A 25,564-nucleotide genomic window follows, 5' to 3' on the forward strand; every position below is an offset into this window, starting at 1 on the left:
CCGTGCAGCAAAAAGTATTATCATCTCTTGAATTCCATAAAGTGAAAGAACAGGTAATCGAGCACGCCGCTTCATCGCTCGGAAAAGAAATGCTTCTCCAGCTAAAGCCTTCTGCTTCGATTGACGAAATCAAAAAACAGCTGGATGAGGTAGATGAAGCCTCTGCGATCATCCGGCTGCGAGGCCAGGCACCGTTTGGCGGCCTTACCGATATCAGAGGGGCATTAAGACGGGCGGAAATCGGCAGCGTTCTCAGTCCCTCGGAATTCACTGAAATATCAGGACTGCTTTACGCAGTCAAACAAATGAAACACTTTCTCGGACAAATGGCTGAAGACGGAGTCGACATTCCGCTGATGCAGCAATATACTGAACAGCTCATTACACTGCCCGATATAGAACGAGAAATTAATTCCTGCATAGATGATCACGGCGAAGTGCTAGATCACGCGTCAGAAACGTTAAGAGGAATCCGCACGCAGCTCAGAACGCTCGAATCGAGAATCAGAGACCGGTTAGAGTCCATTCTGCGTTCCTCCTCTGCTTCGAAAATGCTGTCTGATACGATTGTTACAATCCGAAATGACCGCTTTGTTATCCCGGTCAAACAAGAGTACAGATCAAGCTACGGAGGCATTGTGCATGACACCTCTTCTTCTGGCGCGACTCTGTTCATTGAACCGCAGGCGATTGTAGATATGAACAACTCGCTTCAGCAGGCGAAAGTGAAAGAAAAGCAAGAAATTGAACGGATTTTACGCGTGCTGACAGAGCATACGGCGGAGCACACAGAGGAGCTTTTTCAAGATTTGCAAGTCCTGCAGACGCTTGACTTCATTTTTGCAAAAGCGAAATACGCAAAAGCGGTCAAAGCTACAAAACCGACCATGAATGACAGCGGATTTGTCCGTCTGAAAAAAGCGCGCCATCCATTGCTTCCGCCTGATCAGGTGGTCGCCAATGACATCGAGCTGGGCGGCGATTTTTCAACCATCGTGATTACAGGACCGAATACCGGGGGGAAAACAGTTACTTTAAAAACACTGGGGCTGTTGACCTTAATGGCGCAATCGGGTCTTCATATTCCGGCAGATGAAGGATCGGAAGCCGCTGTATTTGAGCATGTGTTCGCTGATATCGGCGATGAACAGTCGATCGAGCAAAGCTTAAGTACATTTTCTTCCCATATGGTGAACATTGTCGGCATTTTAAGACAAGTCAACGAAAACAGCCTTGTGCTCTTTGATGAACTGGGAGCGGGTACAGACCCGCAAGAAGGCGCGGCACTCGCCATGAGCATCTTGGATGAAGTCCACCGCACCAATGCCAGAGTATTAGCGACGACGCATTATCCTGAGTTAAAGGCGTATGGCTATAACAGAGAAGGCGTCATGAACGCCAGTGTCGAATTTGACATTGAGACCCTTTCACCAACCTATAAGCTCTTAATCGGTGTGCCGGGACGAAGCAACGCCTTTGAAATTTCTAAACGGCTCGGGCTTCCGGACCATATTATCGGGCAGGCGAAATCAGAAATGACGGCCGAGCATAATGAGGTCGATACGATGATTGCGTCTCTTGAACGAAGCAAAAAACGGGCGGAAGAAGAGCTTTCGGAAACAGAGGCGTTCAGAAAAGAAGCCGAAAAGCTGCATAAAGAGCTGCAGCAGCAAATCATCGAACTCAACAGCAAAAAAGACAAATTGATGGAAGAGGCCGAACAGCAGGCGGCTGAAAAAGTTAAAGCGGCCACAAAAGAAGCTGAAGACATCATTCACGAATTACGCTCGATTAAAGAAGAACACAAGTCCTTCAAGGATCACGAGCTGATTAACGCGAAGAAACGGTTAGAAGGCGCTATGCCGACCTTTGAAAAGTCCAAAAAACCGGAAAAACCGAAAACGCAAAAACGCGTCTTGAAGCCGGGGGATGAAGTAAAAGTCCTTACTTTCGGGCAGAAAGGAACATTGCTTGAAAAAACCGGCGGCAATGAATGGAATGTTCAAATCGGCATTTTAAAAATGAAAGTGAAAGAAAAAGACTTGGAATTTATCAAATCGGCTCCGGAACCAAAAAAAGAAAAACTCATTACGGCGGTTAAGGGCAAAGATTACCACGTATCGCTTGAACTTGATCTTCGCGGCGAGCGCTATGAAAATGCCCTCAGCCGTGTTGAAAAATACTTGGATGACGCGGTGTTAGCGGGATATCCAAGAGTGTCCATTATCCACGGCAAAGGTACCGGCGCTTTAAGAAAAGGCGTGCAGGATCTCCTGAAAAATCACCGCAGCGTTAAAAACTCCCGTTTCGGTGAAGCTGGTGAGGGAGGATCAGGCGTTACAATTGTTGAACTAAAATAAAAGGGAGTATGGCCATGAGTGATTTTTGGGAAAACGAGCTTGTGGAAATCGCGGCGTATTACAGTGTCGCGGTTCTCTGCCTCGTCCTCTTTTTGACTGTGTTTGAGCTGGTGACAGCTTATAAAAACTGGGAAGAGATTCAAAATGGAAATCTCGCTGTGGCAATGGCAACAGGCGGGAAAATTTTAGGGATAGCAAATGTGTTCCAGCACTCCATCTCTCAGCACAATTCTCTGCTGCAAATGATCGGCTGGGGTGTGTACGGGTTTGTTATGCTTTTGATCAGCTACTTCATTTTTGAGTTTTTGACACCGCGGTTTAAAATTGATCAAGAAATTGAAAATGATAACCGGGCTGTCGGCTTTATTTCATTTGTCATTTCTGTCGGGCTCTCATTTGTTGTGGCAGCCGGAATATAAGGGGACGGAGAATAGATGGAAAAGCTTGCAAAAATACTGCTCGCCGCGGCGGGAATCTTTTTGTTGATTGGTCTTATTTATCTGTTCGTAAGATGAGAAAAAGAAAGATTTTCCTTTCTTTTTCTTTTTTTTGCCGTCCATCTGCTATAATAATAGGGTGAACTCTAAAATCGAAAGGGGAGGTTTTATGCAGTCTCAAAAGCCGTGGCTTGCTGAGTATCCCGACGAAATCCCGCATGAGCTTCCGTTGCCGAACCAAACCCTGCAATCCATCCTGACAGACTCCGCCGCAAGATTCCCTGACAATACAGCCGTATCTTTTTTCGGAAAGAAACTCACCTTTCATGACATTTTGACAGATGCTCTTAAACTCGCAGCTTTTCTGCAGCAACATGGCCTGCAAAAAGGAGACAGAGTGGCTGTCATGCTGCCCAACTGTCCGCAATCCATCATTTCCTATTATGGGGTGCTGTTTGCCGGCGGTATCGTGGTGCAGACAAACCCGCTCTACACCGAGCATGAGCTCGAATATCAGCTGAGAGACGCAGAGGCCAGTGTGATCATCACCTTGGATTTGCTTTTCCCGAAGGCAATAAAAATGAAAACGTTATCAATCGTGGATCAGATATTGGTAACGAGTATAAAAGACTATTTGCCATTTCCAAAAAATATTCTCTATCCGCTTACGCAAAAACAAAAAGTGCACATTGATTATGATGAAAACGACAATATTCATACCTTTGTTTCAAGCATGAAGCGGGAAAAAACAGAGCTGATCACAATTCCGGACATTGACCCTGAACATGATATTGCCGTTCTGCAATACACTGGGGGTACGACGGGAGCGCCCAAAGGAGTCATGCTCACGCACAGAAATATTTTAGCCAATACCGAAATGTGTGCGGCTTGGATGTACAACGTAAAGGAAGGCGATGAAAAAGTGCTTGGCATTGTCCCATTTTTTCACGTCTATGGGCTGACGGCAGTGATGAATTATACGATTAAACTAGGATTTGAAATGATCCTGCTTCCCAAGTTCGATCCGCTGCAAACGCTCAAAATCATCGATAAACAAAAACCGACACTGTTTCCCGGCGCGCCGACGATTTACATTGGCCTCTTGCATCATCCCCAATTACAGCAATACGATCTGTCATCCATTAAAAGCTGCCTCAGCGGCTCAGCCGCTCTTCCTGTCGAGGTGAAGCAGCAATTTGAAAAGCTGACTGGCGGAAAGCTTGTGGAGGGATATGGTTTATCCGAGGCATCTCCGGTGACACACGCTAATTTTATTTGGGGAAAAAACAAACCCGGCAGTATCGGCTGTCCCTGGCCTAATACAGACGCAGCCATTTACTCTGAAGAGACTGGCCATTTTGCCGCTCCGTATGAGCACGGTGAGATCGTCGTAAAAGGCCCGCAGGTCATGAAGGGGTACTGGAACAAGCCGGAGGAAACGGCTGCTGTCTTAAGGGACGGGTGGCTTTTTACCGGAGACATGGGCTATATGGATGAAGATGGATTTTTCTATATTGCCGACCGGAAGAAGGACATCATTATCGCAGGCGGCTATAATATTTACCCGCGGGAAGTTGAAGAAGCGCTGTACGAACATGAAGCGATTCAGGAAATTGTCGTTGCAGGCGTGCCTGATTCGTACAGAGGGGAAACGGTAAAAGCGTTTGTCGTGTTAAAGAAAGGCGCACAAGCCGACGCAGCAGAACTGGACGCTTTCGCCAGAGCCCGTCTCGCACCCTATAAAGTGCCGAAAGCCTATGAATTCAGAAAAGAGCTTCCGAAAACAGCGGTTGGGAAAATTTTAAGAAGGCGTTTACTTGAAGAAGAAACCGAAAATCATCATATCAAGTAACAAATAGAGCCAGAAAAAGAGAACATTTATGAATAAACTTGACAAACCGGAAAATCCTTCTTATCATAAAATTATGAATGAATAGTCATTCATTTCTATAGGGAGGAACGATGAAAATTGAAGCAAAAACGGCCAAAGTATATGCAGATTATTGATGCAGCAGTTGAAGTCATTGCGGAAAACGGCTACCACCAGTCACAGGTATCTAAAATCGCCAAACAAGCCGGAGTAGCGGACGGCACCATCTATCTTTATTTTAAAAATAAAGAAGACATTTTAATTTCTCTGTTTAAAGAAAAAATGGGCCAATTCATTGAGCGGATGGAAGAGGACATAAAAGAAAAGGCAACAGCAAAAGAGAAATTGGCGCTCGTGATTTCAAAACATTTCTCACTTTTGGCGGGCGACCATAACCTCGCCATTGTCACTCAGCTTGAGCTCCGCCAATCCAATTTGGAGCTGCGGCAGAAAATTAATGAAATATTAAAGGGCTACTTAAATATTTTAGACGGCATTCTGACGGAAGGAATACAATCAGGCGAGTTAAAAGAAGGCCTCGATGTCCGCCTCGCCCGGCAGATGATTTTTGGAACGATTGACGAAACCGTGACGACCTGGGTGATGAATGATCAAAAATATGATCTGGCTGCTTTGTCAGACAGTGTTTTAGAATTACTGGTATCCGGAATTCACAATAAGTAAAGGAGTTCTGTCCTATGAATGCAATATCACTCGCAGTTGATCAATTTGTTGCAGTTATGACGATTCACAATCCGCCGGCAAACGCGCTTTCTAGCCGGATATTAGAAGAGCTGTCCTCCTGTCTTGATCAGTGTGAGACAGATGCCGGCGTGCGGTGCATTATTATACACGGGGAAGGAAGGTTCTTCTCCGCCGGCGCTGATATCAAAGAATTTACATCACTGAGAAACAGTGAGGATTCCTCAATGCTGGCTGAACGCGGCCAGCAGCTGATGGAGAGAATGGAGAGCTTTCCAAAACCGATTATCGCAGCGATTCACGGAGCTGCCCTCGGCGGCGGGCTGGAGCTTGCAATGGCCTGCCATATCAGAATTACGGCAGAAGATGCCAAACTGGGGCTTCCTGAGCTTAACCTCGGCATTATTCCCGGTTTTGCAGGTACACAGCGGCTCCCGCGATACGTTGGTACAGCAAAAGCATTGGAGCTCATTGGATCAGGAGAACCGATATCGGGGAAAGAAGCGCTTGACCTCGGACTTGTGACAATCGGAGCAAAAGATGAAGCAGAAGTGCTTGAAAAAGCGAAAACGCTTGCCGCCAAATTTGCAGAAAAAAGCCCGCAAACGATGGCGTCTCTGCTTGAGCTTCTCTATACAAATAAGGTGTATTCCTATGAAGGCAGCTTAAAGCTTGAAGCAAAGCGTTTTGGAGAAGCGTTTGAGTCGGAGGACGCCAAGGAAGGCATTCAGGCATTTCTCGAAAAAAGAAAGCCTCAGTTCAAAGGCGAATAAAAGGGGATATGATCATGAATCTATTTGTACTGATGAAACGGACGTTTGACACAGAAGAAAAAATCGTCATTGACGCAGGGGAGATTCAGGATGACGGGGCTGAATGGATTATCAATCCGTACGATGAATATGCGATTGAAGAAGCCATTCAGCTGAAGGAAAAACACGGCGGCACCATCACCGTTGTTACTGTCGGCGGCGAAGAAGCGGAAAAGGAGCTGCGTACAGCGCTTGCCATGGGATGTGACCAAGCCGTTTTAATCAACATAGAAGATGATCTCGAAGAACCCGACCAGTATTCCATTTCTCAAGTTTTATACCACTATATGAAGGATCAGGAGTTTGACCTTATTCTCGGAGGAAATGTCGCGATCGATGGAGGCTCAGGACAAGTGGCGCCTCGCCTGGCAGAGCTTTTGGACATTCCGTGCATCACGACGATCACCAAACTCGACATCAATGGAAGTGACGCAGAAGCGGAAAGGGACGTTGAAGGGGATGTTGAAAAAATCAAAACGACTCTTCCTTTGCTGGTCACAGCTCAGCAAGGCTTAAATGAACCGCGCTACCCATCGCTTCCGGGGATCATGAAAGCCAAGAAAAAACCGCTTGAAGAGCTTGAGCTGGATGATCTGGACTTGGATGAAGAAGATGCTGAACCAAAAATGAAAACAATTGAACGTTTTCTGCCTCCGAAAAAAGAAGCCGGAAAGCTTCTGCAGGGTGAGCCTGCCGAACAGGCAAAAGAGCTCGTATCATTGCTCCGCAGCGAGGCGAAAGTCATTTAGCGCTTGCACATTCAAAGAAACAGGGGGATGTTAGGATGGGAAAAAAAGTGATCGTACTCGGAGAAATTCGTGACGGAGAACTGCGAAATGTCACCTTTGAAGCGATCTCCGCTGGAAGAACCATTTCAGGTGATGGAGAAGTGATCGGTGTTCTTATAGGAGAAAACGTATCACAGCATGCAGAGGAGTTTATCCACTACGGTGCAGACAAAGTTCTCACAGCTGAGGACCCAAAGCTCAAGGCATATACGGCAGACGGATACAGCCAAGTGATGCGAACCATTATTGAAAAGGAGAAACCTGATGCGGTCGTATGCGGACACACTGCAATGGGGAAGGATCTGTCGCCGAAGCTTGCAGCCCGGCTCCAAACGGGATTGATTTCTGACGCTACAGATGTAAGCGTTACCGGAGAGAACGTTGTTTTCACAAGACCGATTTACTCAGGGAAGGCATTTGAACGTGTCATTTCAACGGATCCGATGACGCTTGTGACGGTTCGTCCAAACAACATTCAAGCGTTAGAAAAAGACGCCAGCCGGGCAGGCAGCATTGAAAGCATCGAAGTTTCCCTTACGGATCTCCGTACCGTCATACAAGAGATCGTCAAAAAAACAGCGGACGGCGTTGATCTCTCTGAAGCGAAAATCATTGTTGCGGGCGGCCGCGGTGTAAAAAGCAAGGAAGGCTTTCAGCCGCTGCAGGAGCTTGCCGAGGTGCTGGGCGCAGCAGTCGGCGCTTCACGCGGGGCGTGTGACGCTGATTATTGTGACTATGCTCTTCAAATCGGACAGACCGGAAAAGTTGTCACTCCTGATTTGTATATCGCCTGCGGAATTTCCGGTGCCATTCAGCATTTGGCGGGGATGTCCAACAGCAAGGTAATTGTCGCCATCAATAAAGATCCTGAAGCCGATATTTTTAAAATAGCTGATTACGGTATTGTAGGAGATTTATTTGAAGTCGTCCCATTACTGACTGAAGAATTCAAACAGCTGAATATTCACTCATAAAGGGAAGCCCCGGACTGCAAAAGTTCGGGGTTTTTGAATACGTACGTACAAATATTTAGTAATAAAAAAAGTCGTTGACATGTACGGACATATATAATAAGGTTACTTTAAAAGCGCTTACATTCATGCTGGCTCCTCAGACAAAACACAGATCCTATATTTGACTGTGGTGCTTTTCATATTTATGAAAGGAATGATCAAGCATGTCTGAACATACAGCAGTGATTCAAACGGATATTGTAAAAGGAACGATCAACAAAAATATATACGGTCATTTTGCTGAGCATTTAGGAAGAGGGATTTATGAAGGGATTTGGGTCGGAACGGAATCAAGCATTCCTCATATAAACGGTATAAGAAAAGATGTGTTAGAAGCGCTGAAACAGCTGCGTATTCCTGTCCTCCGATGGCCGGGAGGCTGCTTTGCGGATGAATATCATTGGGCTAATGGTGTGGGTGACCGCAAGACGATGCTCAATACTCACTGGGGCGGTACAGTTGAATCGAATGAATTCGGGACACATGAATTTATGATGCTGTGCGAGCTGCTTGAGTGCGAACCTTACATTTGCGGCAATGTAGGAAGCGGAACAGTTCAGGAAATGGCGGAATGGATCGAATATATGACCTTTAAAGAAGGCACGCCCATGTCGGATTGGAGAAAACAAAACGGAAAAGAAGAGCCTTGGAAGCTGAAATATTTTGGAGTGGGCAATGAAAATTGGGGCTGCGGCGGCAACATGCATCCAGAGTACTATGCCGATCTATACCGCCGTTTTCAAACGTATGTCCGCAATTACAGCGGCAATGAAATTTATAAAATTGCCGGCGGTGCAAACGTCGATGATTTTAATTGGACGGACGTGCTCATGAAAAAAGCCGCTGGCCTGATGGATGGGCTAAGCCTTCATTACTACACGATTCCGGGAGATTTCTGGAAGGGCAAAGGATCGGCCACAGAATTTACAGAGGACGAATGGTTCATCACGATGAAAAAGGCCAAATACATTGATGAATTGATTGAAAAACACGGAACAATTATGGACCGGTATGATCCGGAACAGCGGGTCGGACTGATTATTGACGAATGGGGCACATGGTTTGACCCTGAGCCAGGAACAAACCCAGGCTTTTTATATCAGCAAAACACGATTCGTGACGCGCTGGTCGCAGCTTCTCACTTTCACATTTTCCATCAGCATTGCCGCCGGGTGCAAATGACCAACATCGCACAGACGGCAAACGTGCTTCAAGCTATGATTCTGACTGAGGGAGAACGGATGCTATTAACGCCGACATACCATGTGTTTGATATGTTTAAGGTACATCAGGATGCCTCTCTTTTAGATACTGAAACAACGTCCGCTGACTATGAATGGAAGGGAGAAACGCTGCCTCAAATCAGTGTGTCAGCATCAAGAAATGCTGAGGGCGATATAAACGTCAGCATCTGTAACATTGATCATCAAAATAAAGCAGAGGTGGAGATCGAGCTGAGAGGTCTTGACAAGACTGTGGATCATTCCGGCGTTATCCTGACTGCTGAAAAGATGAACGCCCATAACACGTTTGATGACCCGGAGCACGTAAAACCTGAATCGTTCAGCCGTTATTCTGTAAATAAAAACAAATTGAAAGCAAAGCTGCCGCCAATGGCAGTTGTCTTACTCACATTACGGACTGATTCTTAACCAAAAAAAGGAGCGCCGATCCACTAGAGGACAGCGCTCTTTTTTGTTTTGAAACAGCTCCAAAAGGGCATGGTAAAGTATATGACGGTTATAGAAGGGATGTTGTCCTATGCTTCGTACAATTTTAATGATCATCGGCGCAATCGTGGTGATCGGAGCGATTATCAGATTCGTGTTTTAATTTCGAAATGCCCCATTCTATGAGTAAACCGATTGTGATCAGGAAAAAATAATTTATAAGCATTTAAATAGCGTGAACGAATGGGAGATGCTATACTAAAAATCATCATTTCACAATTGGAGGAATTCAATAATGGCTATCGTAAAAGCAACTGATCAATCTTTCTCAGCTGAAACAAGCGAAGGCGTCGTACTGGCTGATTTCTGGGCCCCTTGGTGCGGACCTTGTAAAATGATTGCACCTGTTCTTGAAGAATTGGATCAAGAAATGGGCGACAAACTGAAAATCGTAAAAATCGATGTAGATGAGAACCAAGAAACAGCAGGCAAATACGGCGTTATGAGCATCCCGACACTTCTTGTCTTAAAAGATGGAGAAGTTGTTGAAACATCTGTAGGCTTCAAACCGAAAGAAGCGCTTCAAGAGCTTGTAAACAAACATCTTTAATGTTCGGCTGCTTACATGCCAGAGCGATTCCAATTGAGGGATCGCTTTTTTTATTCGCCAATCGTGAACCATGGAGAAAAACACCTGTTCGTGTTAAACTGGAAACAAAGGACTAACTATAAGGAAGGGTAACATATGAACAAACAACTGAAAGAAAAACTCGCCCTCCTTCCCGATCAGCCCGGGTGTTATTTAATGAAGGACCGTCAGCAGACAGTGATCTACGTAGGAAAAGCAAAAGTGCTGAAAAACAGAGTGCGCTCCTACTTTACCGGGTCTCATGACGCAAAAACACAGAGGCTTGTGACGGAAATCGAGGATTTTGAATACATCGTGACGTCCTCAAATCTTGAAGCGCTTATTTTAGAAATGAACTTGATCAAAAAGCATGATCCGAAATATAACGTCATGCTGAAAGACGATAAAACCTATCCTTTTATAAAACTCACCCATGAACGCCACCCAAGGCTGATTGTCACCCGCAATGTCAAAAAAGATAAAGGGCGCTATTTCGGACCGTATCCGAATGTGCAGGCCGCAAGGGAGACGAAAAAGCTGCTCGACCGTCTCTATCCTCTCAGAAAATGCTCAAAGCTCCCCGACAGAGTGTGTCTTTATTATCACCTCGGACAATGTCTTGCTCCGTGTGTAAAGGACATTTCTGAAGAGACAAACAGAGAGCTGGTTGAGAGTATTACCCGTTTCTTAAAAGGCGGCTATAACGACGTCAAAAAAGAGCTTGAAGAGAAAATGCTTGAGGCGGCTGAGAACCTTGAATTTGAACGGGCAAAGGAGCTTCGTGACCAAATTGCCCATATCGAATCAACGATGGAAAAACAAAAAATGACGATGAACGACTTAGTCGACCGTGATGTATTCGCTTACGCTTATGATAAAGGCTGGATGTGCGTACAGGTCTTTTTTGTACGGCAAGGAAAGCTCATCGAACGTGACGTCAGCATGTTTCCGCTTTATCAGGAAGCAGATGAAGAGTTCCTTACCTTCATCGGGCAGTTTTATTCAAAAAACAACCATTTTCTGCCGAAGGAGATTTTAGTGCCGGACAGCGTCGATCAATCGATGATTGAGCAGCTGTTGGAAACAAACGTCCATCAGCCGAAAAAAGGGTCGAAGAAAGAATTGCTTATGCTGGCACATAAAAACGCAAAAATCGCGCTTAAAGAAAAATTCTCTTTAATCGAACGTGACGAGGAGCGTTCAATCGGTGCTGTGCAGAAACTCGGAGACGCCTTAAATATTTATACCCCGCACAGAATCGAAGCGTTCGATAACTCGAATATACAAGGGACAAACCCGGTTTCGGCGATGATTGTGTTCATCGACGGCAAACCATACAAAAAGGAATACCGCAAATACAAAATCAAAACTGTCACAGGGCCTGATGATTACGGCTCAATGAGAGAGGTTGTCAGACGAAGATATACAAGAGTGCTTCGCGAAAACCTGCCGCTCCCTGACCTGATCATTATAGACGGAGGGAAAGGCCAGATCAATGCGGCCCGTGACGTCATAGAAAACGAACTCGGCCTTGATATCCCGATTGCCGGCTTGGCGAAGGATGATAAACACAGAACCTCCAATTTATTAATCGGCGATCCGCTGGAGACGGTTTATCTTGAACGAAACAGCCAGGAATTTTACCTGCTTCAGCGCATTCAGGATGAGGTGCACCGGTTTGCGATCAGCTTCCACAGGCAAATCCGCGGGAAAAGCGCGTTCCAGTCTGTGCTAGACGATATACCCGGAATCGGAGAAAAAAGAAAGAAAATGCTGTTAAAGCATTTCGGTTCCGTCAAAAAAATGAAGGAAGCAAGCCTCGAGGACATCAAAAAAGCGGGTGTACCCGCAGCGGCGGCACAGCTGCTTTATGATAAATTGCAAAAATAATGTTGTCCTTTTGAAAAAGTTCTGATAAAATGTGAACTAATTTCATAATTAGATCGTGTAATATGGTGAAGATAGAGGTGCGAACTTCAAGAGTAAGCCTTTGGAGAAAGATGGATTCTGAGAAAAAGGCTGAAAGGGGAGCGTCGCCGAAGCAAATAAAACCCCATCGGTATTATTTGCTGGCCGTGCATTGAATAAATGTAAGGCTGTCAAGAAATCATTTTCTTGGAGGGCTATCTCGTTGTTCATAATCATCGTGATGATTAATTGATAAGCAATGAGAGCAATTCCTCTCATTGCTTTTTTTATTGTGGACAAAGCGCTCTTTCTCCTCACCCGCACGAACCAAAATGTAAAGGGTGGTTATACATGGGTCTCATTGTACAAAAATTCGGTGGTACTTCCGTCGGCTCAGTCGAAAAAATTCAAAATGCAGCAAACCGTGTCATTGCGGAAAAACAGAAAGGCCATCAAGTCGTTGTTGTCGTATCAGCTATGGGGAAATCCACTGACGCATTGGTCAGCCTTGCAAAAGACATCACTGATCAGCCGAGCAAACGTGAAATGGATATGCTGCTGGCAACAGGCGAGCAGGTCACCATTTCCTTGCTTTCCATGGCGCTGCAGGAAAAAGGCTATGACGCCGTTTCCTATACAGGATGGCAGGCGGGGATCCGCACGGAGGCCGTCCATGGCAACGCCAGAATTACGGAGATGAACACATCCGTGTTAGAAGGCCAGCTTCAGGAAGGAAAAGTCGTTGTTGTGGCAGGGTTTCAAGGCATGACAGACGACAGTGAAATCACGACATTGGGCAGAGGCGGTTCAGACACAACAGCAGTGGCTTTGGCTGCCGCATTAAAAGCGGATAAATGTGATATTTATACAGATGTGCCCGGCGTGTTTACAACCGATCCGCGCTACGTGAAATCAGCGAGAAAGCTTGCCGGCATCTCTTACGATGAAATGCTGGAGCTTGCCAATTTAGGCGCTGGAGTTCTTCATCCGAGAGCGGTTGAATTTGCGAAAAATCACCAAGTGCCGTTAGAAGTGCGTTCAAGTACAGAAACAGAAGCGGGAACATTAATTGAGGAGGAATCATCCATGGAGCAGAATCTTATCGTCAGAGGCATCGCGTTCGAAGATCAAATCACAAGGGTAACCATCTACGGGCTGACAAGCGGCCTGACCACTTTGTCTACTATTTTTACAACTCTTGCAAAAAGAAACATTAACGTGGATATCATTATTCAAACGCAGGCGGGAGACCATGAGACCGGAATTTCCTTCTCTGTTAAATCCGAAGACGCGGACCAGACTGTTGCCGTACTTGAAGAGTACAAAGATGCGCTGGAATTCGAAAAAATCGAGACAGAAAGCAAATTGGCCAAAGTATCCATTGTCGGATCAGGCATGGTATCAAACCCTGGTGTAGCGGCTGAAATGTTTGCTGTACTGGCGGAAAAAAACATATTAATCAAAATGGTCAGCACATCTGAAATCAAAGTTTCAACAGTAGTGAGCGAAAATGACATGGTAAAAGCGGTGGAAGCACTCCACGATGCATTCGAGCTCTCGAAACATCCTTCAGCTGTGTCATGACAACCAAAAAGGCGGGACTCATGCAGTCACCGCCTTTTTCATTAAACAGGGTCTTTCATATCCCATTTAACAGTCAGAACCACTTTATCGGCTCTCTTTTTTACTTGTTCGTATGATTCGGCAATCTGATCATTCATCAATTGAATTTGCTCGGCGATGAAGCCAGCTTCCAGCTGAAAGCAAGGTTCTTTCTGATATTTTAGCCGATTGGAAATGATCTGTCCTTCAAGCTCGAATTCTAGCTCTTGTTTCTTTGCGCTAACGTTTGTGAGGGTTCCCCAGCCTGCTTCTTCAAAGAAAGCCGGAAATTCCTCCCATGATTCAAGAGGAAACTTTCGGGCGAGATGTTTCCCTGCCCAATACATCATGGAAGAGTAATCTTGGCCAAGCATGTCTGGGAGAACAATCTCTCGTATCAGTTCATAGGCATAGGCGTTCATTTCAATTTCTTTTAGATTATGTATTGATGCTTCATATTTAGACTTCATATCTGTCTCCCCTCTCTCCTTCGTATATTATAGCCCAAACAGGGGGGAGGATTACAGAATGATCCTGTAATTCTCATGAAAAATTAAGAAAGAATTATATATTGATAAAATAAAATTTTTGAATCAACTAATCAATTCGGAAAATTAGAATTTATGTACGCGTTTTCTTGACGCCCTTTTGTGGTAGGAGTAAAATGAAATTGTCAATAAATCTTAATAAAGTGCTTACAATTGAAAGAAGTGGGGGAAGAGATTTAGCACATTTCGCACTTATCAAACAGGGGGTAAAGTAATGTCTGGGAACAGAGAGTTTTATTTTCGAAGATTGCATTCCTTGCTTGGCGTCATACCGGTCGGCATCTTTTTGATTCAGCATTTAGTCGTCAACCAGTTTGCCGCAAGGGGCGCGGAAGCATTCAATAATGCTGCTCATTTTATGGATAGTCTGCCTTTCAGGTATGCTCTGGAAATCTTTATTATCTTCTTACCTTTAATTTATCATGCAGTTTATGGTGTGTACATAGCGTTTACTGCGAAAAATAACGCAGGACAATATAGCTATATGCGAAACTGGCTCTTTGTCCTGCAGCGTGTAACGGGTATCATCACCCTCATTTTTGTGAGCTGGCATGTGTGGGAAACCCGCATTGCTGCACAGATGGGCGCTGAGGTCAATTTCGACATGATGGCGAATATCTTGAGCTCGCCGGCTATGCTGGGCTTTTACATTGTAGGTGTTTTATCGACAATTTTTCACTTCTCGAACGGTTTATGGTCTTTTGCTGTCACGTGGGGCATCACTGTAACGCCACGTTCTCAAAGAATTTCGACGTACGTTACGCTGATTATCTTTGTTGCACTGTCATACGTAGGCTTAAAAGCGATTTTTGCATTTGTATAAGAGTACTAGATTACTAGAGGGAGAGGGGCTATCATGAGTCAAACAAGCATTATTGTAGTCGGCGGGGGTCTTGCCGGCCTCATGGCGACAATCAAAGCAGCGGAATCAGGAATGGCGGTTAAGCTGTTTTCCATCGTTCCTGTGAAACGTTCTCATTCGGTTTGTGCCCAAGGCGGCATCAACGGAGCAGTCAATACAAAAGGGGAAGGCGACTCTCCGTGGGAACATTTTGACGATACTGTATACGGGGGAGACTTTCTTGCCAATCAGCCGCCGGTTAAGGCGATGTGTGAAGCGGCGCCATCAATCATCCACTTATTAGACCGGATGGGCGTCATGTTTAACCGGACGCCTGAGGGGCTGCTTGATTTCCGCCGATTTGGGGGTACACAGCACCACAGAACAGCTTATGCAGGTGCGACGACTGGCCAGCAGCTGCTTTACGCTTTGGACGAGCAAGTGCGCAGATACGAGGTTGCCGGTCTGGTCACAAAATACGAAGGCTGGGAATTCCTTGGCGCTATATTAGATGATGACAGAACCTGCCGCGGAATTGTCGCGCAAAACCTGACAAACATGCAAATTGAATCCTTCCGTTCTGACGCTGTCATTATGGCGACAGGCGGACCGGGAATCATTTTCGGTAAATCCACAAACTCCATGATTAATACAGGGTCTGCTGCATCGATCGTTTATCAGCAGGGAGCGTATTATGCAAATGGAGAATTCATTCAGATCCACCCGACAGCTATACCGGGGGATGATAAATTAAGGCTGATGAGTGAATCAGCGCGCGGTGAAGGCGGACGCGTATGGACATACAAAGACGGTAAGCCATGGTATTTCCTTGAGGAAAAATATCCTGCATATGGGAACCTGGTGCCGCGTGATATTGCGACACGCGAAATATTTGATGTGTGTGTGAATCAGAAACTCGGCATCAACGGCGAGAACATGGTGTATCTCGATCTGTCTCATAAAGATCCAAAAGAGCTTGATATTAAGCTCGGCGGCATCATTGAAATTTATGAGAAGTTTATGGGAGACGACCCGCGCAAACTCCCAATGAAAATCTTCCCTGCGGTTCATTATTCAATGGGCGGCTTATGGGTAGATTACGATCAAATGACAAATATCCCGGGACTGTTTGCCGCTGGAGAATGTGATTACTCCATGCACGGCGGCAACCGCTTGGGAGCAAACTCCCTGCTCTCCGCGATTTACGGAGGAATGGTAGCCGGACCGAATGCGGTTAAATATGTAAACGGCTTAGAATCTTCCGCAGAGGATATGTCTTCATCGATATTCGATGCCCACGTGAAAAAAGAAGAAGAAAAATGGGCTGAGATCATGAATATGGACGGAAACGAAAATGCGTACGTCCTCCATAGAGAGCTCGGGGAATGGATGACGGCGAATGTGACGGTTGTCCGCCATAACGACAAGCTGTTGAAAACAGATGACAAAATTCAGGAGTTAATGGAGCGGTATAAAAAGATTAACATCAATGACACGACAAAATGGAGCAACCAGGGAGCTATGTTTACACGCCAGCTTTCAAACATGCTTCAGCTTGCCAGGGTGATTACACTGGGTGCTTACAACCGTAATGAAAGCAGGGGCGCCCATTATAAACCGGATTTCCCTGAGCGTAATGATGATGAATGGCTCAAAACAACAATGGCTAAACATGTAAGCCCGTATGAAGCGCCTGAGTTTGAGTATCAGGATGTCGATGTATCACTGATAACGCCTCGGAAACGGGATTACTCGAAGAAGAAGGTGGCGAAATAATCATGAGTGAGAAAAAGACCATACGATTTATTATCACACGTCAAGACACACCCGACAGCACGCCTTACGATGAAGAATTTGAAATACCATACCGCCCGAACCTGAACGTCATTTCCGCTCTAATGGAAATCCGCCGGAATCCGGTTAACGTGAAAGGTGAAAAGACAACTCCTGTCACATGGGATATGAACTGTCTTGAAGAAGTATGCGGCGCATGTTCAATGGTTATAAACGGAAAGCCACGCCAGTCTTGTACGGCGCTTGTTGACCAGCTTGAACAGCCGATCCGCTTAAAACCGATGAAAACGTTCCCGGTCGTGCGTGATCTGCAGGTTGACCGCAGCAGAATGTTTAATTCTCTGAAAAAAGTAAAAGCGTGGATACCGATCGACGGCACGTACGATTTAGGGCCGGGACCGAGAATGCCGGAAAAACGCCGCCAGTGGGCATATGAATTATCAAAATGCATGACGTGCGGTGTCTGCCTGGAAGCCTGCCCGAATGTAAACAGCAAATCGAAATTCATGGGGCCTGCTCCAATGTCTCAGGTCCGTCTGTTTAACGCCCATCCGACAGGAGCCATGAACAAATCCGACCGGCTGGAAGCGCTGATGGATGAAGGAGGCCTTGCAGATTGCGGCAACTCGCAAAACTGCGTTCAATCCTGTCCGAAAGGCATTCCGCTGACCACTTCTATCGCTGCCTTAAACAGGGATACAAACTTACAAGCATTCCGCAATTTCTTCGGAAGCGACAGAGTATAAGATGAAAAAACCTCTTCCGCATGGGAGAGGTTTTTTTAACAATAAGGAGATGAGTGAAATGAAGCTTCCTGCTTACATTGACATGCCGTTTCAAAAATGGAAAGAATCCTTTTCTTTTTTTAATGAAGTATCTGTACGATTTTCTGAGACAGATATGTTTGGGCATATGAATAATGTAATCCCTTTCATCTATTTTGAAGAAGCGAGGATATCTTATTTTAAAAATCTGAATATGATGAAACAACATAAGCAAACCATGACAGTCGTCGCCAGTCAGCAATGTGATTATCTGCGCCAAGTTATGCCTTATGAAGACTTGCGTATTTATGTAAAAACAAGCGCTGTCGGCAGTTCATCCCTCACCTTGCATTACCTCGGAGAAAATAGCGTAGGGGAGCCTTGCTTCACTGGAGCTGTTGTCATGGTTCAAGTGTCAAAGGAAAGCGGAAAGGCTGTCAGCTGGACGAGTGAGGAGAAAGAAAAGCTTCTCCATACACCATAAACTAATTCTTCTGTAAACGTCACCTCCTGCGCCCTCCTGACATATGATATCTTGACTATATCAAAACCCATTCGTTTCAGATTCGCTCTCACCTTAGCAAGGAGGGTTACAATACTTGAAGGAGAAAGAATTTCAATCGAAGCCGCTGCTAACGAAAAGAGAAAGAGAAGTGTTCGAATTGCTCGTTCAAGATAAGACAACAAAGGAGATTGCAAGCGAGCTATTTATCAGTGAGAAAACCGTTCGAAACCATATTTCAAATGCCATGCAGAAATTAGGTGTGAAAGGGCGTTCGCAAGCCGTTGTTGAGCTTCTTAGAATGGGTGAGCTAGAGCTTTAATCCTTGCCGGTATTCCTTCTTTTCAGGAGGGAGCCGGTTATTGCTGTTTGTTTGAAAAGTTCCAAATTCCTATATTAAACTTGGATGATACGATATAAAACGAGATTTTCAATTTGCTTTCATTTGCCTAATGTCCCTCTATTTCTCGTCCCGCGAGTCTTGCATTTTCTTTAAAAAAGAAGGAAAATAGACACGGAACGCTTTTGTGCGTAAGAGATCCTTGAGTGAGGGATGGACAAATGACATCAAAACCTTTGGAGCATGTTGCGGACATTGAAAAGTCGCTCCGCCACATTGCCGCGATCATTAAACAAAAAGGAAGAGAAATCCTAAACCAATACGCGATCACGCCGCCGCAATTTGTCGGTCTGCAATGGCTTTATGAATTAGGAGACATGACAATCGGCGAACTATCGGGGAAAATGTATCTGGCATGCAGCACGACGACGGATCTCATCGACCGTATGCAAAAAAATGAGCTTGTCGAGCGGGTAAAGGATCCGGCGGACAGACGTGTCGTCAGGATACACCTTCTGCCTGAAGGAGAACGCATTATCCAAGAGGTCATTACAAAAAGGCAGGAATACCTGCGTGATATGTTCGAAACGTTTACAGATGAAGAAATAGCCATCTTCGAAAAATCATTGATGAAACTGCAGCATGAAATGAAGAGAAAATGAGGCGATTTTGTTGGAACAACCAATAGGAGTCATTGATTCCGGGGTTGGCGGGTTAACCGTTGCAAAGGAAATCATGAGACAGCTACCAAAAGAAAATATAATCTACGTAGGGGATACAAAACGGTGTCCGTACGGGCCGCGTCCTGAAGAAGAAGTGCTTCAATACACGCGGGAGCTGACAAATTATTTGTTGAAAAACCACCACATTAAGATGCTGGTGATCGCCTGCAACACCGCGACAGCAATTGCACTGGAAGACATCCAGCGCGACGTTGATATTCCGGTGGTCGGGGTGATCCAGCCTGGTGCGCGGGCAGCGATAAAAGTGACAGAAAATCAGCATATCGGTGTAATCGGCACAGAAAACACCATTAAGAGCAATGCTTATGAAGAAGCCCTTCTGGCATTAAATGCCGAACTGAAGGTCGAAAATCTTGCCTGTCCGCTGCTTGTGCCGTTTGTGGAAAGCGGAAAGTTTCTGGACAAAACAGCAGACGAGATTGTCAAAACATCATTATCTCCATTAAAAGATACATCGATTGACTCGCTGATTTTAGGCTGCACCCATTATCCTATTTTAAAAGACGCAATTCAAAGATATATGGGAGAGCATGTGAATATTATTTCGTCAGGCGATGAAACAGCCCGGGAAGTGAGTACGATTCTATCGTATAAAGGACTGCTGAATCAATCTCCGTTTACCCCAGATCATCAATTCCTGACTACAGGAGAACGGGATCAGTTTGCGAAAATAGCAGATGACTGGTTTGGCCATGAAGTAGGTCACGTAGAATGCATCTCTTTGCGAGAACCAATTAGAAGATAGTTTTGCCCCGCAACGGCGTGTTGCGGGTTTTTTCTGTTTTTAATGGAATTCATCGGTCTATTTTCCGCAGAGGCTCGTATACATAGTAGTACAAACAGCCTTAGGAGGGAAAAGTATGCTGAAAAAAGGACCTGCAGTCATTGGTGCCACTTGTCTCACCTCTGCCTTGCTTTTATCCGGGTGCGGTTTATTTCAATCCGATAAGACAGCTGAGGAAATCGATCCGCCTCAAGACGTTACATACGTAAATGATGAAGCGGGGACCGATTCAAATACAACAGCAGCCGAAAAAACAAAAAATGAAAAAAGTGATACCGAAAAAGCGAATCAGGACTCTTCTACAGTGATGAGGGAGCTTTATCTCATTGATAAAAACGGTTATGTCGTTGCTCAAACGATGCCTCTTCCGAAAAGTGAAGGAACGGCTAAGCAGGCGCTTGAATACCTTGTGCAGGGCGGGCCTGTGTCAGAGATTCTGCCGAATGGCTTCAGAGCTGTTTTGCCGGCTGACACAACTGTTAACGTAGATATCAAAAAAGATGGCACTGCTATAGCGGACTTCTCGAAAGAATTTAAAAACTATAAGAAGGAAGATGAACAGAAAATCGTTCAATCGGTGACGTGGACGCTGACTCAATTCAGTTCAATTGATAAAGTAAAGCTGAGAATCAACGGCCATGAACTGAAGGAGATGCCTGTAGGCGGCACGCCGATCTCAGACGATTTAAGCCGTAAGGACGGGATTAATTTGGAAACAGCAGGCGTCAATGATCTCACTGCTACACATCCGCTGACAGTCTACTATTTGGCGGAAACCGATGACAGTGAGTATTACGTGCCGGTAACGAAACGAATTGACAATTCTAAAACAGACGACATTACAGCGGCTATTAATGAACTGGCTGAGGGCCCGAGCAAGGCGAGCGGCCTGTTAACGGATTTCAGCGAAGATGTGAAATTGGTCAGTAAGCCGAAAATCAAAGATGGACGTGTAACGTTAGATTTTAATCAATCCATTTTCGGAAGCGCCGATGAAAAGACGAAAATGATTTCTTCAGAAGTGCTCAACAGCATTGTGCTGACTTTAACAGAGCAGCCGGATGTAAAAAGCGTATCCGTTAAAGTGAACGGAAAAGCCGAGCTTGTGAACGAAAAAGGCGAAAAACTTTCAGAAGCGGTATCCAGACCGTCTCAAGTGAATACGGGTAGTTTTTAAATTGGGATTTTTGATATACTAGAAAGAAAGAGGTTAGCGTTCCGGCTGCCTCTTTCTTTATTCAATTCCGGGACAAAAATGGTTTATGTACATACAATCGGAGGTAAAACATGAGACATGACGGAAGACAACATGATGAGCTGCGTCCAATCACGTTTGATTTGGACTTTATCAGCCATCCGGAAGGGTCTGTTCTAATAACAGCGGGGAATACAAAAGTAATCTGCAACGCATCTGTAGAGGACCGCGTACCGCCGTTTTTGCGGGGCGGAGGCAAAGGGTGGATTACAGCTGAGTATAGCATGCTGCCGCGGGCTACAAATCAAAGAACGATCAGAGAATCTTCCAAAGGAAAAATTTCCGGCAGAACGATGGAAATTCAGCGTTTGATCGGCCGCGCGCTTCGGGCAGTCGTTGATTTAGAGAAACTGGGCGAACGTACGATTTGGATTGACTGTGATGTCATTCAGGCGGACGGAGGAACGAGAACGGCTTCCATTACCGGAGCATTTCTTGCCATGGCGATTGCGGTTGGCAAGCTTCTCAAAGCAGGAACGATTAAAACAAACCCGCTCACTGATTACCTGGCAGCGATCTCTGTCGGAATTGATAAAGAGCGGGGAATTTTGTTAGATTTAAATTATGATGAAGATTCTGCTGCTGAAGTTGATATGAATGTCATCATGACAGGCAGCGGCCGCTTTGTGGAGCTTCAGGGAACAGGGGAAGAGGCAACCTTTTCACGTGAGGATCTGAATGGGCTTCTCGGTCTTGCAGAAAAAGGCATTCAGGAACTGATTGACAAGCAAAAAGAAGTACTGGGCGATTCTCTTCCAGAACTGAAATAATGACAGAAAGGCTTGATCATCATGAAAGAAGCAATTATTGCAACTCACAATCCGGGAAAAGTGAAGGAATTTAAAGAAATCCTTGAGCCGAAAGGGTACGAGGTAAAATCATTAGCTGAAATCGGGTTTACAGATGAAATTGAAGAGACAGGCCATACGTTTGAAGAAAATGCGATTCTAAAAGCGGAAGCGGTGGCGAAAGCAGTGAACAAAATGGTGATTGCAGACGACTCCGGCTTGTCCGTTGATAATTTAGGAGGCCGTCCCGGCGTCTATTCAGCACGCTATGCAGGGGAACAGAAAGATGACCAGGCGAATATCGATAAAGTGCTGAGCGAGCTGAGAGGCATCGAAAAAGAACAGCGTACGGCACGTTTTCGCTGCGCGCTTGCCGTAAGTATTCCGGGAGAGGAAACAAAAACAGTCGAAGGTCATGTTGAAGGTTATATTGCCGAAGAGCCGAGAGGAGAATACGGATTTGGCTATGACCCGATCTTTATCGTCAAAGATAAAGATAAAACTATGGCCGAGCTGACAAGTGATGAAAAAAATAAAATCAGCCACAGGGCTGACGCGCTTAAAAAGCTGTCGAAGCTGTTGGAGGCATAAGGGGGAGCTTATATATGAACGTGCTGATTATCAGTGACAGCCATGGGCTTGAAGAGGAGCTTCAAACCATAGCGAAACGTCATGAAGCGGATGTTGATCTCATGATTCATTGCGGAGACTCTGAGCTTGAAACCGGCCATCCGGCGTTAGAGCCTTATTCCGTTGTAAAAGGCAATTGTGATTTTATCGGCGATTTTAAGGACGAGCTCCTGCTGACGGCCGGTTCCAAAAAAATATTGGTTACGCACGGACACCTTCATGGTATTAAACAGACCTTGCTAAACGTATACTATCGTGCAGAGGAGCTCGGAGCGGATATCATTTGCTTCGGGCATTCACACATCGCAGGAAGCGAAATGCTGCGCGGAAAACTGCTGATTAATCCCGGCAGCATCCGCCTTCCAAGAGTGCGCAGCACAGAAAGCTATGCTATACTGTCTTTAGAAAATGATACAGCAACAGTGCGTTTTTATAACCAAGCAGGCGATGAAATCATTGATTTGCAACACCGGGTAACCCTATGAAATATCACATGAGGAAGAAAATTTTCTTCCTCATGAAAAAAATTCTAAAAAACCGTTGACTTATCATTGCATCCCATATATAATAAATCTTGTCGCTGATAGTTAAAGCGAAAACAAAAAACAAAACGTGTCCCAGTAGCTCAGCTGGATAGAGCAACGGCCTTCTAAGCCGTCGGTCGGGAGTTCGAATCTCTCCTGGGACGTACCAAGAAAAAACCTCAAATCTTAAAGGATTTGAGGTTTTTGTTTATGATGATTTTTATTTGTTATTTAACGTATCATCATCCAGATCGCGGACATTTCCTTCTTTATTCAGACGAGGTTCTTCTTTCTTCACAGTTTCGGAAATATGTTCGTTTTCTTCGACAGTCCGTTTTCCGACAACCACTTCATCCGTAACAACGGGTTTTTTTGTCACCTCAAGCTTTTCCTCAACGATAGGAACTCTGACCGTTTCTGAGTCATTTACGGGAGAAGCGTCTGCCGTGTTTTCATCCACCGGACGGCGTTCAACGTAAATTTCATCATGTCTTACCGGAATGTCCATATCTCTTTGTTCTGTTTTGACTTCTTTTCCGATTTCCACTTCTCCGGTTTGGATATCTTCTTTATCCACTTTCAGCTGTTCTTCTCGAAGCGGCATGGTTTTTTCTTCTTTTGTTGTATAATCCACTGTCTCATTTGTATTTGCAAAGCCGCCTGAAAGGGCATTGCCGTTATCAATAGTCGCATCTAAGTCTGCGTCTGTATCGACGGCTACGAGAAGCTTTCCGTCATCCAGGTCCTCTTGATACTTGTCTATTTCATCATTTGAGATATCCAGGTCTGATAATGCTTTGCTGTGTGCGCCTGTATCATCCATTGTGAAATAATCTTTCAGTTTATCGAAAAAGGATTCAGAATCACTATCATTTGCTTCTAGGACTTGATTTACTTCTGTCCCTGTACGGGATTCGAGATAATCGGTATCCCGGCGATTTGTGACAACAGAAATATTGTCAGAATCATACCCCTTTGTTAGCAAGCCTTCAATCACTGCAATGGTCTCTTGCGGAGTTTCGTATACACCAACTACACTTTTTGTCATATTAATCTCCTCCTCTGTAAAAATAAAATTTTATCGTTCTTGTCGTCTTTAATTCCCGTTACGTTTTAAAATAAACAAAATAGAAAACACTTGGTGCTGCCAACAGCATTCAGGCGAAAGACAGGAGGAAATAAAAAAGATAGATAAGACAGAAACATAGTCCCGCACTTATCTATCCTTTATATTTCACAATTCCTTTGTCATAAACACGCTGTTCGGATCTTCTATATAGTCTGCAAACGGCTGGCAATACCGGAATCCGAAGCTTTCATAAAGTTTTCTTGCCGGCTCGAAAGAAGTCATTGACCCCGTTTCCAAACTCAATCGCTGATAGCCGCGCCGCTTGGCTTCTACTATAATGTGCTGAAGAACCTTGCTGGCAACGCCCTTTCTTAAATGGGAAGAAGAGGTTCGCATCGACTTAATTTCTCCATGCCGGCTGTCCAGTTCCTTAAGTGCTCCGCAGCCGGCTAATTTATTGCCGTCCCAAGCGCTCCAAAATGTAATCTCAGGTTTTTTCAGCCTTTCTATGTCCAGGGCATGAATACTTTCAGCCGGAGACATGAGAGTCATGCTATGTAAATGCTCACTTACTAATTCGATCACTTGATGTCCGGTCAAATCATCTACTTTAATATGCAAAATGAATTCCTCCTCAAAAACGTGTCACTCTGAACAGACTTATCCTTTATCTTAAAATATATCCTTTTTGCTTCCAAATAGTAAGATAGGAAACCTCACATTCTATTAGCTTTATTTAAAGATGAATAAATTAATAAGTGCCGAACATAGATGTTCGACACCTGATGATATTTAATATCGAAATCCTCCGTGTACACCAGATGCTCCGCTGAACCCTCCGGCGTGCGTCGCCGGGATACTAAAACCGCCGCCATGGCCGCTATAGCCGGCACCTGAAAATTGCTGCCCGTAAAATCCTGAAGCATATGGAAATGAAGAGTACATAGCAGATGGGGTGCTTAGCGGGCTGTATGCCTGGCTGTACGGCTGTCCGTATCCAAAGCCTCCAAATGGCTGATGGCCTTGCTGATAAAAGCTGGGAGCTGCCGGATAAAATGGCTGGGGAAAGCTTGGAAAACCCCCGGGGAATTGGATGTCTGCTAATGATTTATTCATCTCGTATCACCTTTTCTTTGCAAGATAACACCAGTGTATGACGAAAAATAATGAAAGAGCCTATCCGAACTGAAAT

At 45.1% G+C, this 25,564-nt stretch carries 26 protein-coding genes, 1 tRNA gene and 1 riboswitch; of the genes, 23 read left to right on the forward strand and 4 right to left on the reverse strand.

The window, feature by feature from the left end:
• Positions 1–2: 2 nt before the first annotated feature.
• From DIC78_RS17305 to DIC78_RS17360, 11 genes are all read left to right on the forward strand, one after another.
• Positions 3–2,360: an endonuclease MutS2 gene (locus DIC78_RS17305; RefSeq protein ID WP_024122407.1), complete on the forward strand. Its 2,358-nt coding sequence runs from the start codon at positions 3–5 to the stop codon at positions 2,358–2,360.
• Positions 2,361–2,374: 14 nt separating this feature from the next.
• Positions 2,375–2,779 carry a DUF350 domain-containing protein gene (locus tag DIC78_RS17310; protein WP_010335217.1) on the forward strand — a complete coding sequence of 135 codons (405 nt, stop codon included), beginning with the start codon at positions 2,375–2,377 and terminating at the stop codon, positions 2,777–2,779.
• Positions 2,780–2,966: 187 nt separating this feature from the next.
• Positions 2,967–4,649: an AMP-binding protein gene (locus DIC78_RS17315; RefSeq protein WP_127696673.1), complete on the forward strand. Its 1,683-nt coding sequence runs from the start codon at positions 2,967–2,969 to the stop codon at positions 4,647–4,649.
• A 117-nt stretch (positions 4,650–4,766) separates the two neighbouring features.
• Positions 4,767–5,351, forward strand: a complete 585-nt coding sequence (gene fadR, locus DIC78_RS17320) for a fatty acid metabolism transcriptional regulator FadR (protein ID WP_014477593.1) — start codon at positions 4,767–4,769, stop codon at positions 5,349–5,351.
• 14 nt (positions 5,352–5,365) lie between these two features.
• Complete coding sequence (locus DIC78_RS17325) at positions 5,366–6,142, forward strand: enoyl-CoA hydratase (RefSeq protein WP_103671723.1); 777 nt, start codon at positions 5,366–5,368, stop codon at positions 6,140–6,142.
• Positions 6,143–6,156: 14 nt separating this feature from the next.
• Positions 6,157–6,930, forward strand: coding sequence for an electron transfer flavoprotein subunit beta (gene etfB, locus DIC78_RS17330; RefSeq protein ID WP_106022184.1), 774 nt, complete (start codon positions 6,157–6,159; stop codon positions 6,928–6,930).
• A 35-nt stretch (positions 6,931–6,965) separates the two neighbouring features.
• On the forward strand, positions 6,966–7,943 hold the full coding sequence (locus DIC78_RS17335) for an electron transfer flavoprotein subunit alpha/FixB family protein (RefSeq protein WP_127696674.1): 978 nt from the start codon (positions 6,966–6,968) through the stop codon (positions 7,941–7,943).
• Positions 7,944–8,146: 203 nt separating this feature from the next.
• Complete coding sequence (locus DIC78_RS17340; protein WP_127696675.1) at positions 8,147–9,634, forward strand: alpha-N-arabinofuranosidase; 1,488 nt, start codon at positions 8,147–8,149, stop codon at positions 9,632–9,634.
• A 313-nt stretch (positions 9,635–9,947) separates the two neighbouring features.
• Positions 9,948–10,262, forward strand: a complete 315-nt coding sequence (trxA, locus tag DIC78_RS17345; protein ID WP_003222500.1) for a thioredoxin — start codon at positions 9,948–9,950, stop codon at positions 10,260–10,262.
• 135 nt (positions 10,263–10,397) lie between these two features.
• Positions 10,398–12,170 (forward strand): excinuclease ABC subunit UvrC, encoded by a 1,773-nt coding sequence (gene uvrC, locus DIC78_RS17350; RefSeq protein WP_127696676.1) that lies wholly within the window; start codon positions 10,398–10,400, stop codon positions 12,168–12,170.
• A 64-nt stretch (positions 12,171–12,234) separates the two neighbouring features.
• Positions 12,235–12,414: riboswitch (Lysine riboswitch) on the forward strand.
• A 125-nt stretch (positions 12,415–12,539) separates the two neighbouring features.
• Positions 12,540–13,772, forward strand: a complete 1,233-nt coding sequence (locus DIC78_RS17360; RefSeq protein ID WP_024122399.1) for an aspartate kinase — start codon at positions 12,540–12,542, stop codon at positions 13,770–13,772.
• Positions 13,773–13,813: 41 nt separating this feature from the next.
• On the opposite strand, the gene DIC78_RS17365 is transcribed toward DIC78_RS17360, so the two are convergent.
• On the reverse strand, positions 13,814–14,260 hold the full coding sequence (locus DIC78_RS17365; protein WP_010335208.1) for a YslB family protein: 447 nt from the start codon (positions 14,258–14,260) through the stop codon (positions 13,814–13,816).
• A gap of 292 nt (positions 14,261–14,552) precedes the next feature.
• Between DIC78_RS17365 and sdhC the strand changes: the two genes are divergently transcribed.
• The 12 genes from sdhC to DIC78_RS17425 all read left to right on the forward strand — a co-directional run bounded on the left by sdhC (position 14,553) and on the right by DIC78_RS17425 (position 23,467).
• Complete coding sequence (gene sdhC, locus DIC78_RS17370; RefSeq protein ID WP_003237652.1) at positions 14,553–15,161, forward strand: succinate dehydrogenase cytochrome B558; 609 nt, start codon at positions 14,553–14,555, stop codon at positions 15,159–15,161.
• 33 nt (positions 15,162–15,194) lie between these two features.
• Entirely contained in the window at positions 15,195–16,955 is a 1,761-nt protein-coding gene (gene sdhA, locus DIC78_RS17375) for a succinate dehydrogenase flavoprotein subunit (RefSeq protein WP_024122398.1), read from the forward strand.
• Between the two features lie 2 nt (positions 16,956–16,957).
• Positions 16,958–17,719: a succinate dehydrogenase iron-sulfur subunit gene (sdhB, locus tag DIC78_RS17380; protein ID WP_024122397.1), complete on the forward strand. Its 762-nt coding sequence runs from the start codon at positions 16,958–16,960 to the stop codon at positions 17,717–17,719.
• 58 nt (positions 17,720–17,777) lie between these two features.
• Positions 17,778–18,221, forward strand: a complete 444-nt coding sequence (locus DIC78_RS17385; RefSeq protein WP_024122396.1) for an acyl-CoA thioesterase — start codon at positions 17,778–17,780, stop codon at positions 18,219–18,221.
• A gap of 115 nt (positions 18,222–18,336) precedes the next feature.
• The gene (gerE, locus tag DIC78_RS17390) at positions 18,337–18,561 is read left to right on the forward strand and encodes a spore germination transcription factor GerE (RefSeq protein ID WP_003184172.1); all 225 of its coding nucleotides are present in this window, start codon (positions 18,337–18,339) and stop codon (positions 18,559–18,561) included.
• Positions 18,562–18,800: 239 nt separating this feature from the next.
• Positions 18,801–19,241 carry a MarR family winged helix-turn-helix transcriptional regulator gene (locus tag DIC78_RS17395; RefSeq protein ID WP_003222521.1) on the forward strand — a complete coding sequence of 147 codons (441 nt, stop codon included), beginning with the start codon at positions 18,801–18,803 and terminating at the stop codon, positions 19,239–19,241.
• A 7-nt stretch (positions 19,242–19,248) separates the two neighbouring features.
• Positions 19,249–20,067, forward strand: coding sequence for a glutamate racemase (gene racE / locus DIC78_RS17400; protein WP_081638350.1), 819 nt, complete (start codon positions 19,249–19,251; stop codon positions 20,065–20,067).
• A gap of 115 nt (positions 20,068–20,182) precedes the next feature.
• Entirely contained in the window at positions 20,183–21,283 is a 1,101-nt protein-coding gene (locus DIC78_RS17405) for a GerMN domain-containing protein (RefSeq protein WP_024122394.1), read from the forward strand.
• A 110-nt stretch (positions 21,284–21,393) separates the two neighbouring features.
• Positions 21,394–22,131, forward strand: coding sequence for a ribonuclease PH (gene rph / locus DIC78_RS17410; RefSeq protein ID WP_127696677.1), 738 nt, complete (start codon positions 21,394–21,396; stop codon positions 22,129–22,131).
• A 12-nt stretch (positions 22,132–22,143) separates the two neighbouring features.
• On the forward strand, positions 22,144–22,740 hold the full coding sequence (locus DIC78_RS17415; RefSeq protein WP_101863450.1) for an XTP/dITP diphosphatase: 597 nt from the start codon (positions 22,144–22,146) through the stop codon (positions 22,738–22,740).
• 14 nt (positions 22,741–22,754) lie between these two features.
• Positions 22,755–23,264 (forward strand): YfcE family phosphodiesterase, encoded by a 510-nt coding sequence (locus DIC78_RS17420; protein ID WP_024122391.1) that lies wholly within the window; start codon positions 22,755–22,757, stop codon positions 23,262–23,264.
• A gap of 129 nt (positions 23,265–23,393) precedes the next feature.
• Positions 23,394–23,467: transfer RNA gene (locus DIC78_RS17425), tRNA-Arg, on the forward strand.
• Between the two features lie 56 nt (positions 23,468–23,523).
• Here the strand turns inward: DIC78_RS17425 and DIC78_RS17430 are convergent.
• From DIC78_RS17430 to DIC78_RS17440, 3 genes are all read right to left on the reverse strand, one after another.
• Positions 23,524–24,351 (reverse strand): YsnF/AvaK domain-containing protein, encoded by an 828-nt coding sequence (locus DIC78_RS17430; protein ID WP_106022191.1) that lies wholly within the window; start codon positions 24,349–24,351, stop codon positions 23,524–23,526.
• A gap of 186 nt (positions 24,352–24,537) precedes the next feature.
• On the reverse strand, positions 24,538–24,993 hold the full coding sequence (locus DIC78_RS17435; RefSeq protein ID WP_127696678.1) for a GNAT family N-acetyltransferase: 456 nt from the start codon (positions 24,991–24,993) through the stop codon (positions 24,538–24,540).
• Between the two features lie 171 nt (positions 24,994–25,164).
• Positions 25,165–25,488 (reverse strand): inner spore coat protein CotQ, encoded by a 324-nt coding sequence (locus DIC78_RS17440; RefSeq protein WP_044154076.1) that lies wholly within the window; start codon positions 25,486–25,488, stop codon positions 25,165–25,167.
• Positions 25,489–25,564: the final 76 nt, after the last annotated feature.

The sequence above is a fragment of the Bacillus halotolerans genome (genome assembly GCF_004006435.1).
Lineage (GTDB): Bacteria > Bacillota > Bacilli > Bacillales > Bacillaceae > Bacillus > Bacillus halotolerans.

What these genes read in the sequence shown, in the direction of transcription:
- sdhB (WP_024122397.1), top strand. Translation starts at nt 16,958, where the DNA reads ATGAGTGAGAAAAAGACCATACGATTTATTATCACACGTCAAGACACA.
- rph (WP_127696677.1), top strand. Translation starts at nt 21,394, where the DNA reads ATGAGACATGACGGAAGACAACATGATGAGCTGCGTCCAATCACGTTT.
- uvrC (WP_127696676.1), top strand. Translation starts at nt 10,398, where the DNA reads ATGAACAAACAACTGAAAGAAAAACTCGCCCTCCTTCCCGATCAGCCC.
- DIC78_RS17335 (WP_127696674.1), top strand. Translation starts at nt 6,966, where the DNA reads ATGGGAAAAAAAGTGATCGTACTCGGAGAAATTCGTGACGGAGAACTG.
- DIC78_RS17430 (WP_106022191.1), bottom strand. Translation starts at nt 24,351, where the DNA reads ATGACAAAAAGTGTAGTTGGTGTATACGAAACTCCGCAAGAGACCATT.
- DIC78_RS17440 (WP_044154076.1), bottom strand. Translation starts at nt 25,488, where the DNA reads ATGAATAAATCATTAGCAGACATCCAATTCCCCGGGGGTTTTCCAAGC.
- DIC78_RS17325 (WP_103671723.1), top strand. Translation starts at nt 5,366, where the DNA reads ATGAATGCAATATCACTCGCAGTTGATCAATTTGTTGCAGTTATGACG.
- trxA (WP_003222500.1), top strand. Translation starts at nt 9,948, where the DNA reads ATGGCTATCGTAAAAGCAACTGATCAATCTTTCTCAGCTGAAACAAGC.
- etfB (WP_106022184.1), top strand. Translation starts at nt 6,157, where the DNA reads ATGAATCTATTTGTACTGATGAAACGGACGTTTGACACAGAAGAAAAA.
- DIC78_RS17385 (WP_024122396.1), top strand. Translation starts at nt 17,778, where the DNA reads ATGAAGCTTCCTGCTTACATTGACATGCCGTTTCAAAAATGGAAAGAA.
- DIC78_RS17365 (WP_010335208.1), bottom strand. Translation starts at nt 14,260, where the DNA reads ATGAAGTCTAAATATGAAGCATCAATACATAATCTAAAAGAAATTGAA.
- DIC78_RS17405 (WP_024122394.1), top strand. Translation starts at nt 20,183, where the DNA reads ATGCTGAAAAAAGGACCTGCAGTCATTGGTGCCACTTGTCTCACCTCT.
- DIC78_RS17315 (WP_127696673.1), top strand. Translation starts at nt 2,967, where the DNA reads ATGCAGTCTCAAAAGCCGTGGCTTGCTGAGTATCCCGACGAAATCCCG.
- sdhA (WP_024122398.1), top strand. Translation starts at nt 15,195, where the DNA reads ATGAGTCAAACAAGCATTATTGTAGTCGGCGGGGGTCTTGCCGGCCTC.
- DIC78_RS17360 (WP_024122399.1), top strand. Translation starts at nt 12,540, where the DNA reads ATGGGTCTCATTGTACAAAAATTCGGTGGTACTTCCGTCGGCTCAGTC.
- sdhC (WP_003237652.1), top strand. Translation starts at nt 14,553, where the DNA reads ATGTCTGGGAACAGAGAGTTTTATTTTCGAAGATTGCATTCCTTGCTT.
- DIC78_RS17340 (WP_127696675.1), top strand. Translation starts at nt 8,147, where the DNA reads ATGTCTGAACATACAGCAGTGATTCAAACGGATATTGTAAAAGGAACG.
- DIC78_RS17310 (WP_010335217.1), top strand. Translation starts at nt 2,375, where the DNA reads ATGAGTGATTTTTGGGAAAACGAGCTTGTGGAAATCGCGGCGTATTAC.
- DIC78_RS17420 (WP_024122391.1), top strand. Translation starts at nt 22,755, where the DNA reads ATGAACGTGCTGATTATCAGTGACAGCCATGGGCTTGAAGAGGAGCTT.
- DIC78_RS17395 (WP_003222521.1), top strand. Translation starts at nt 18,801, where the DNA reads ATGACATCAAAACCTTTGGAGCATGTTGCGGACATTGAAAAGTCGCTC.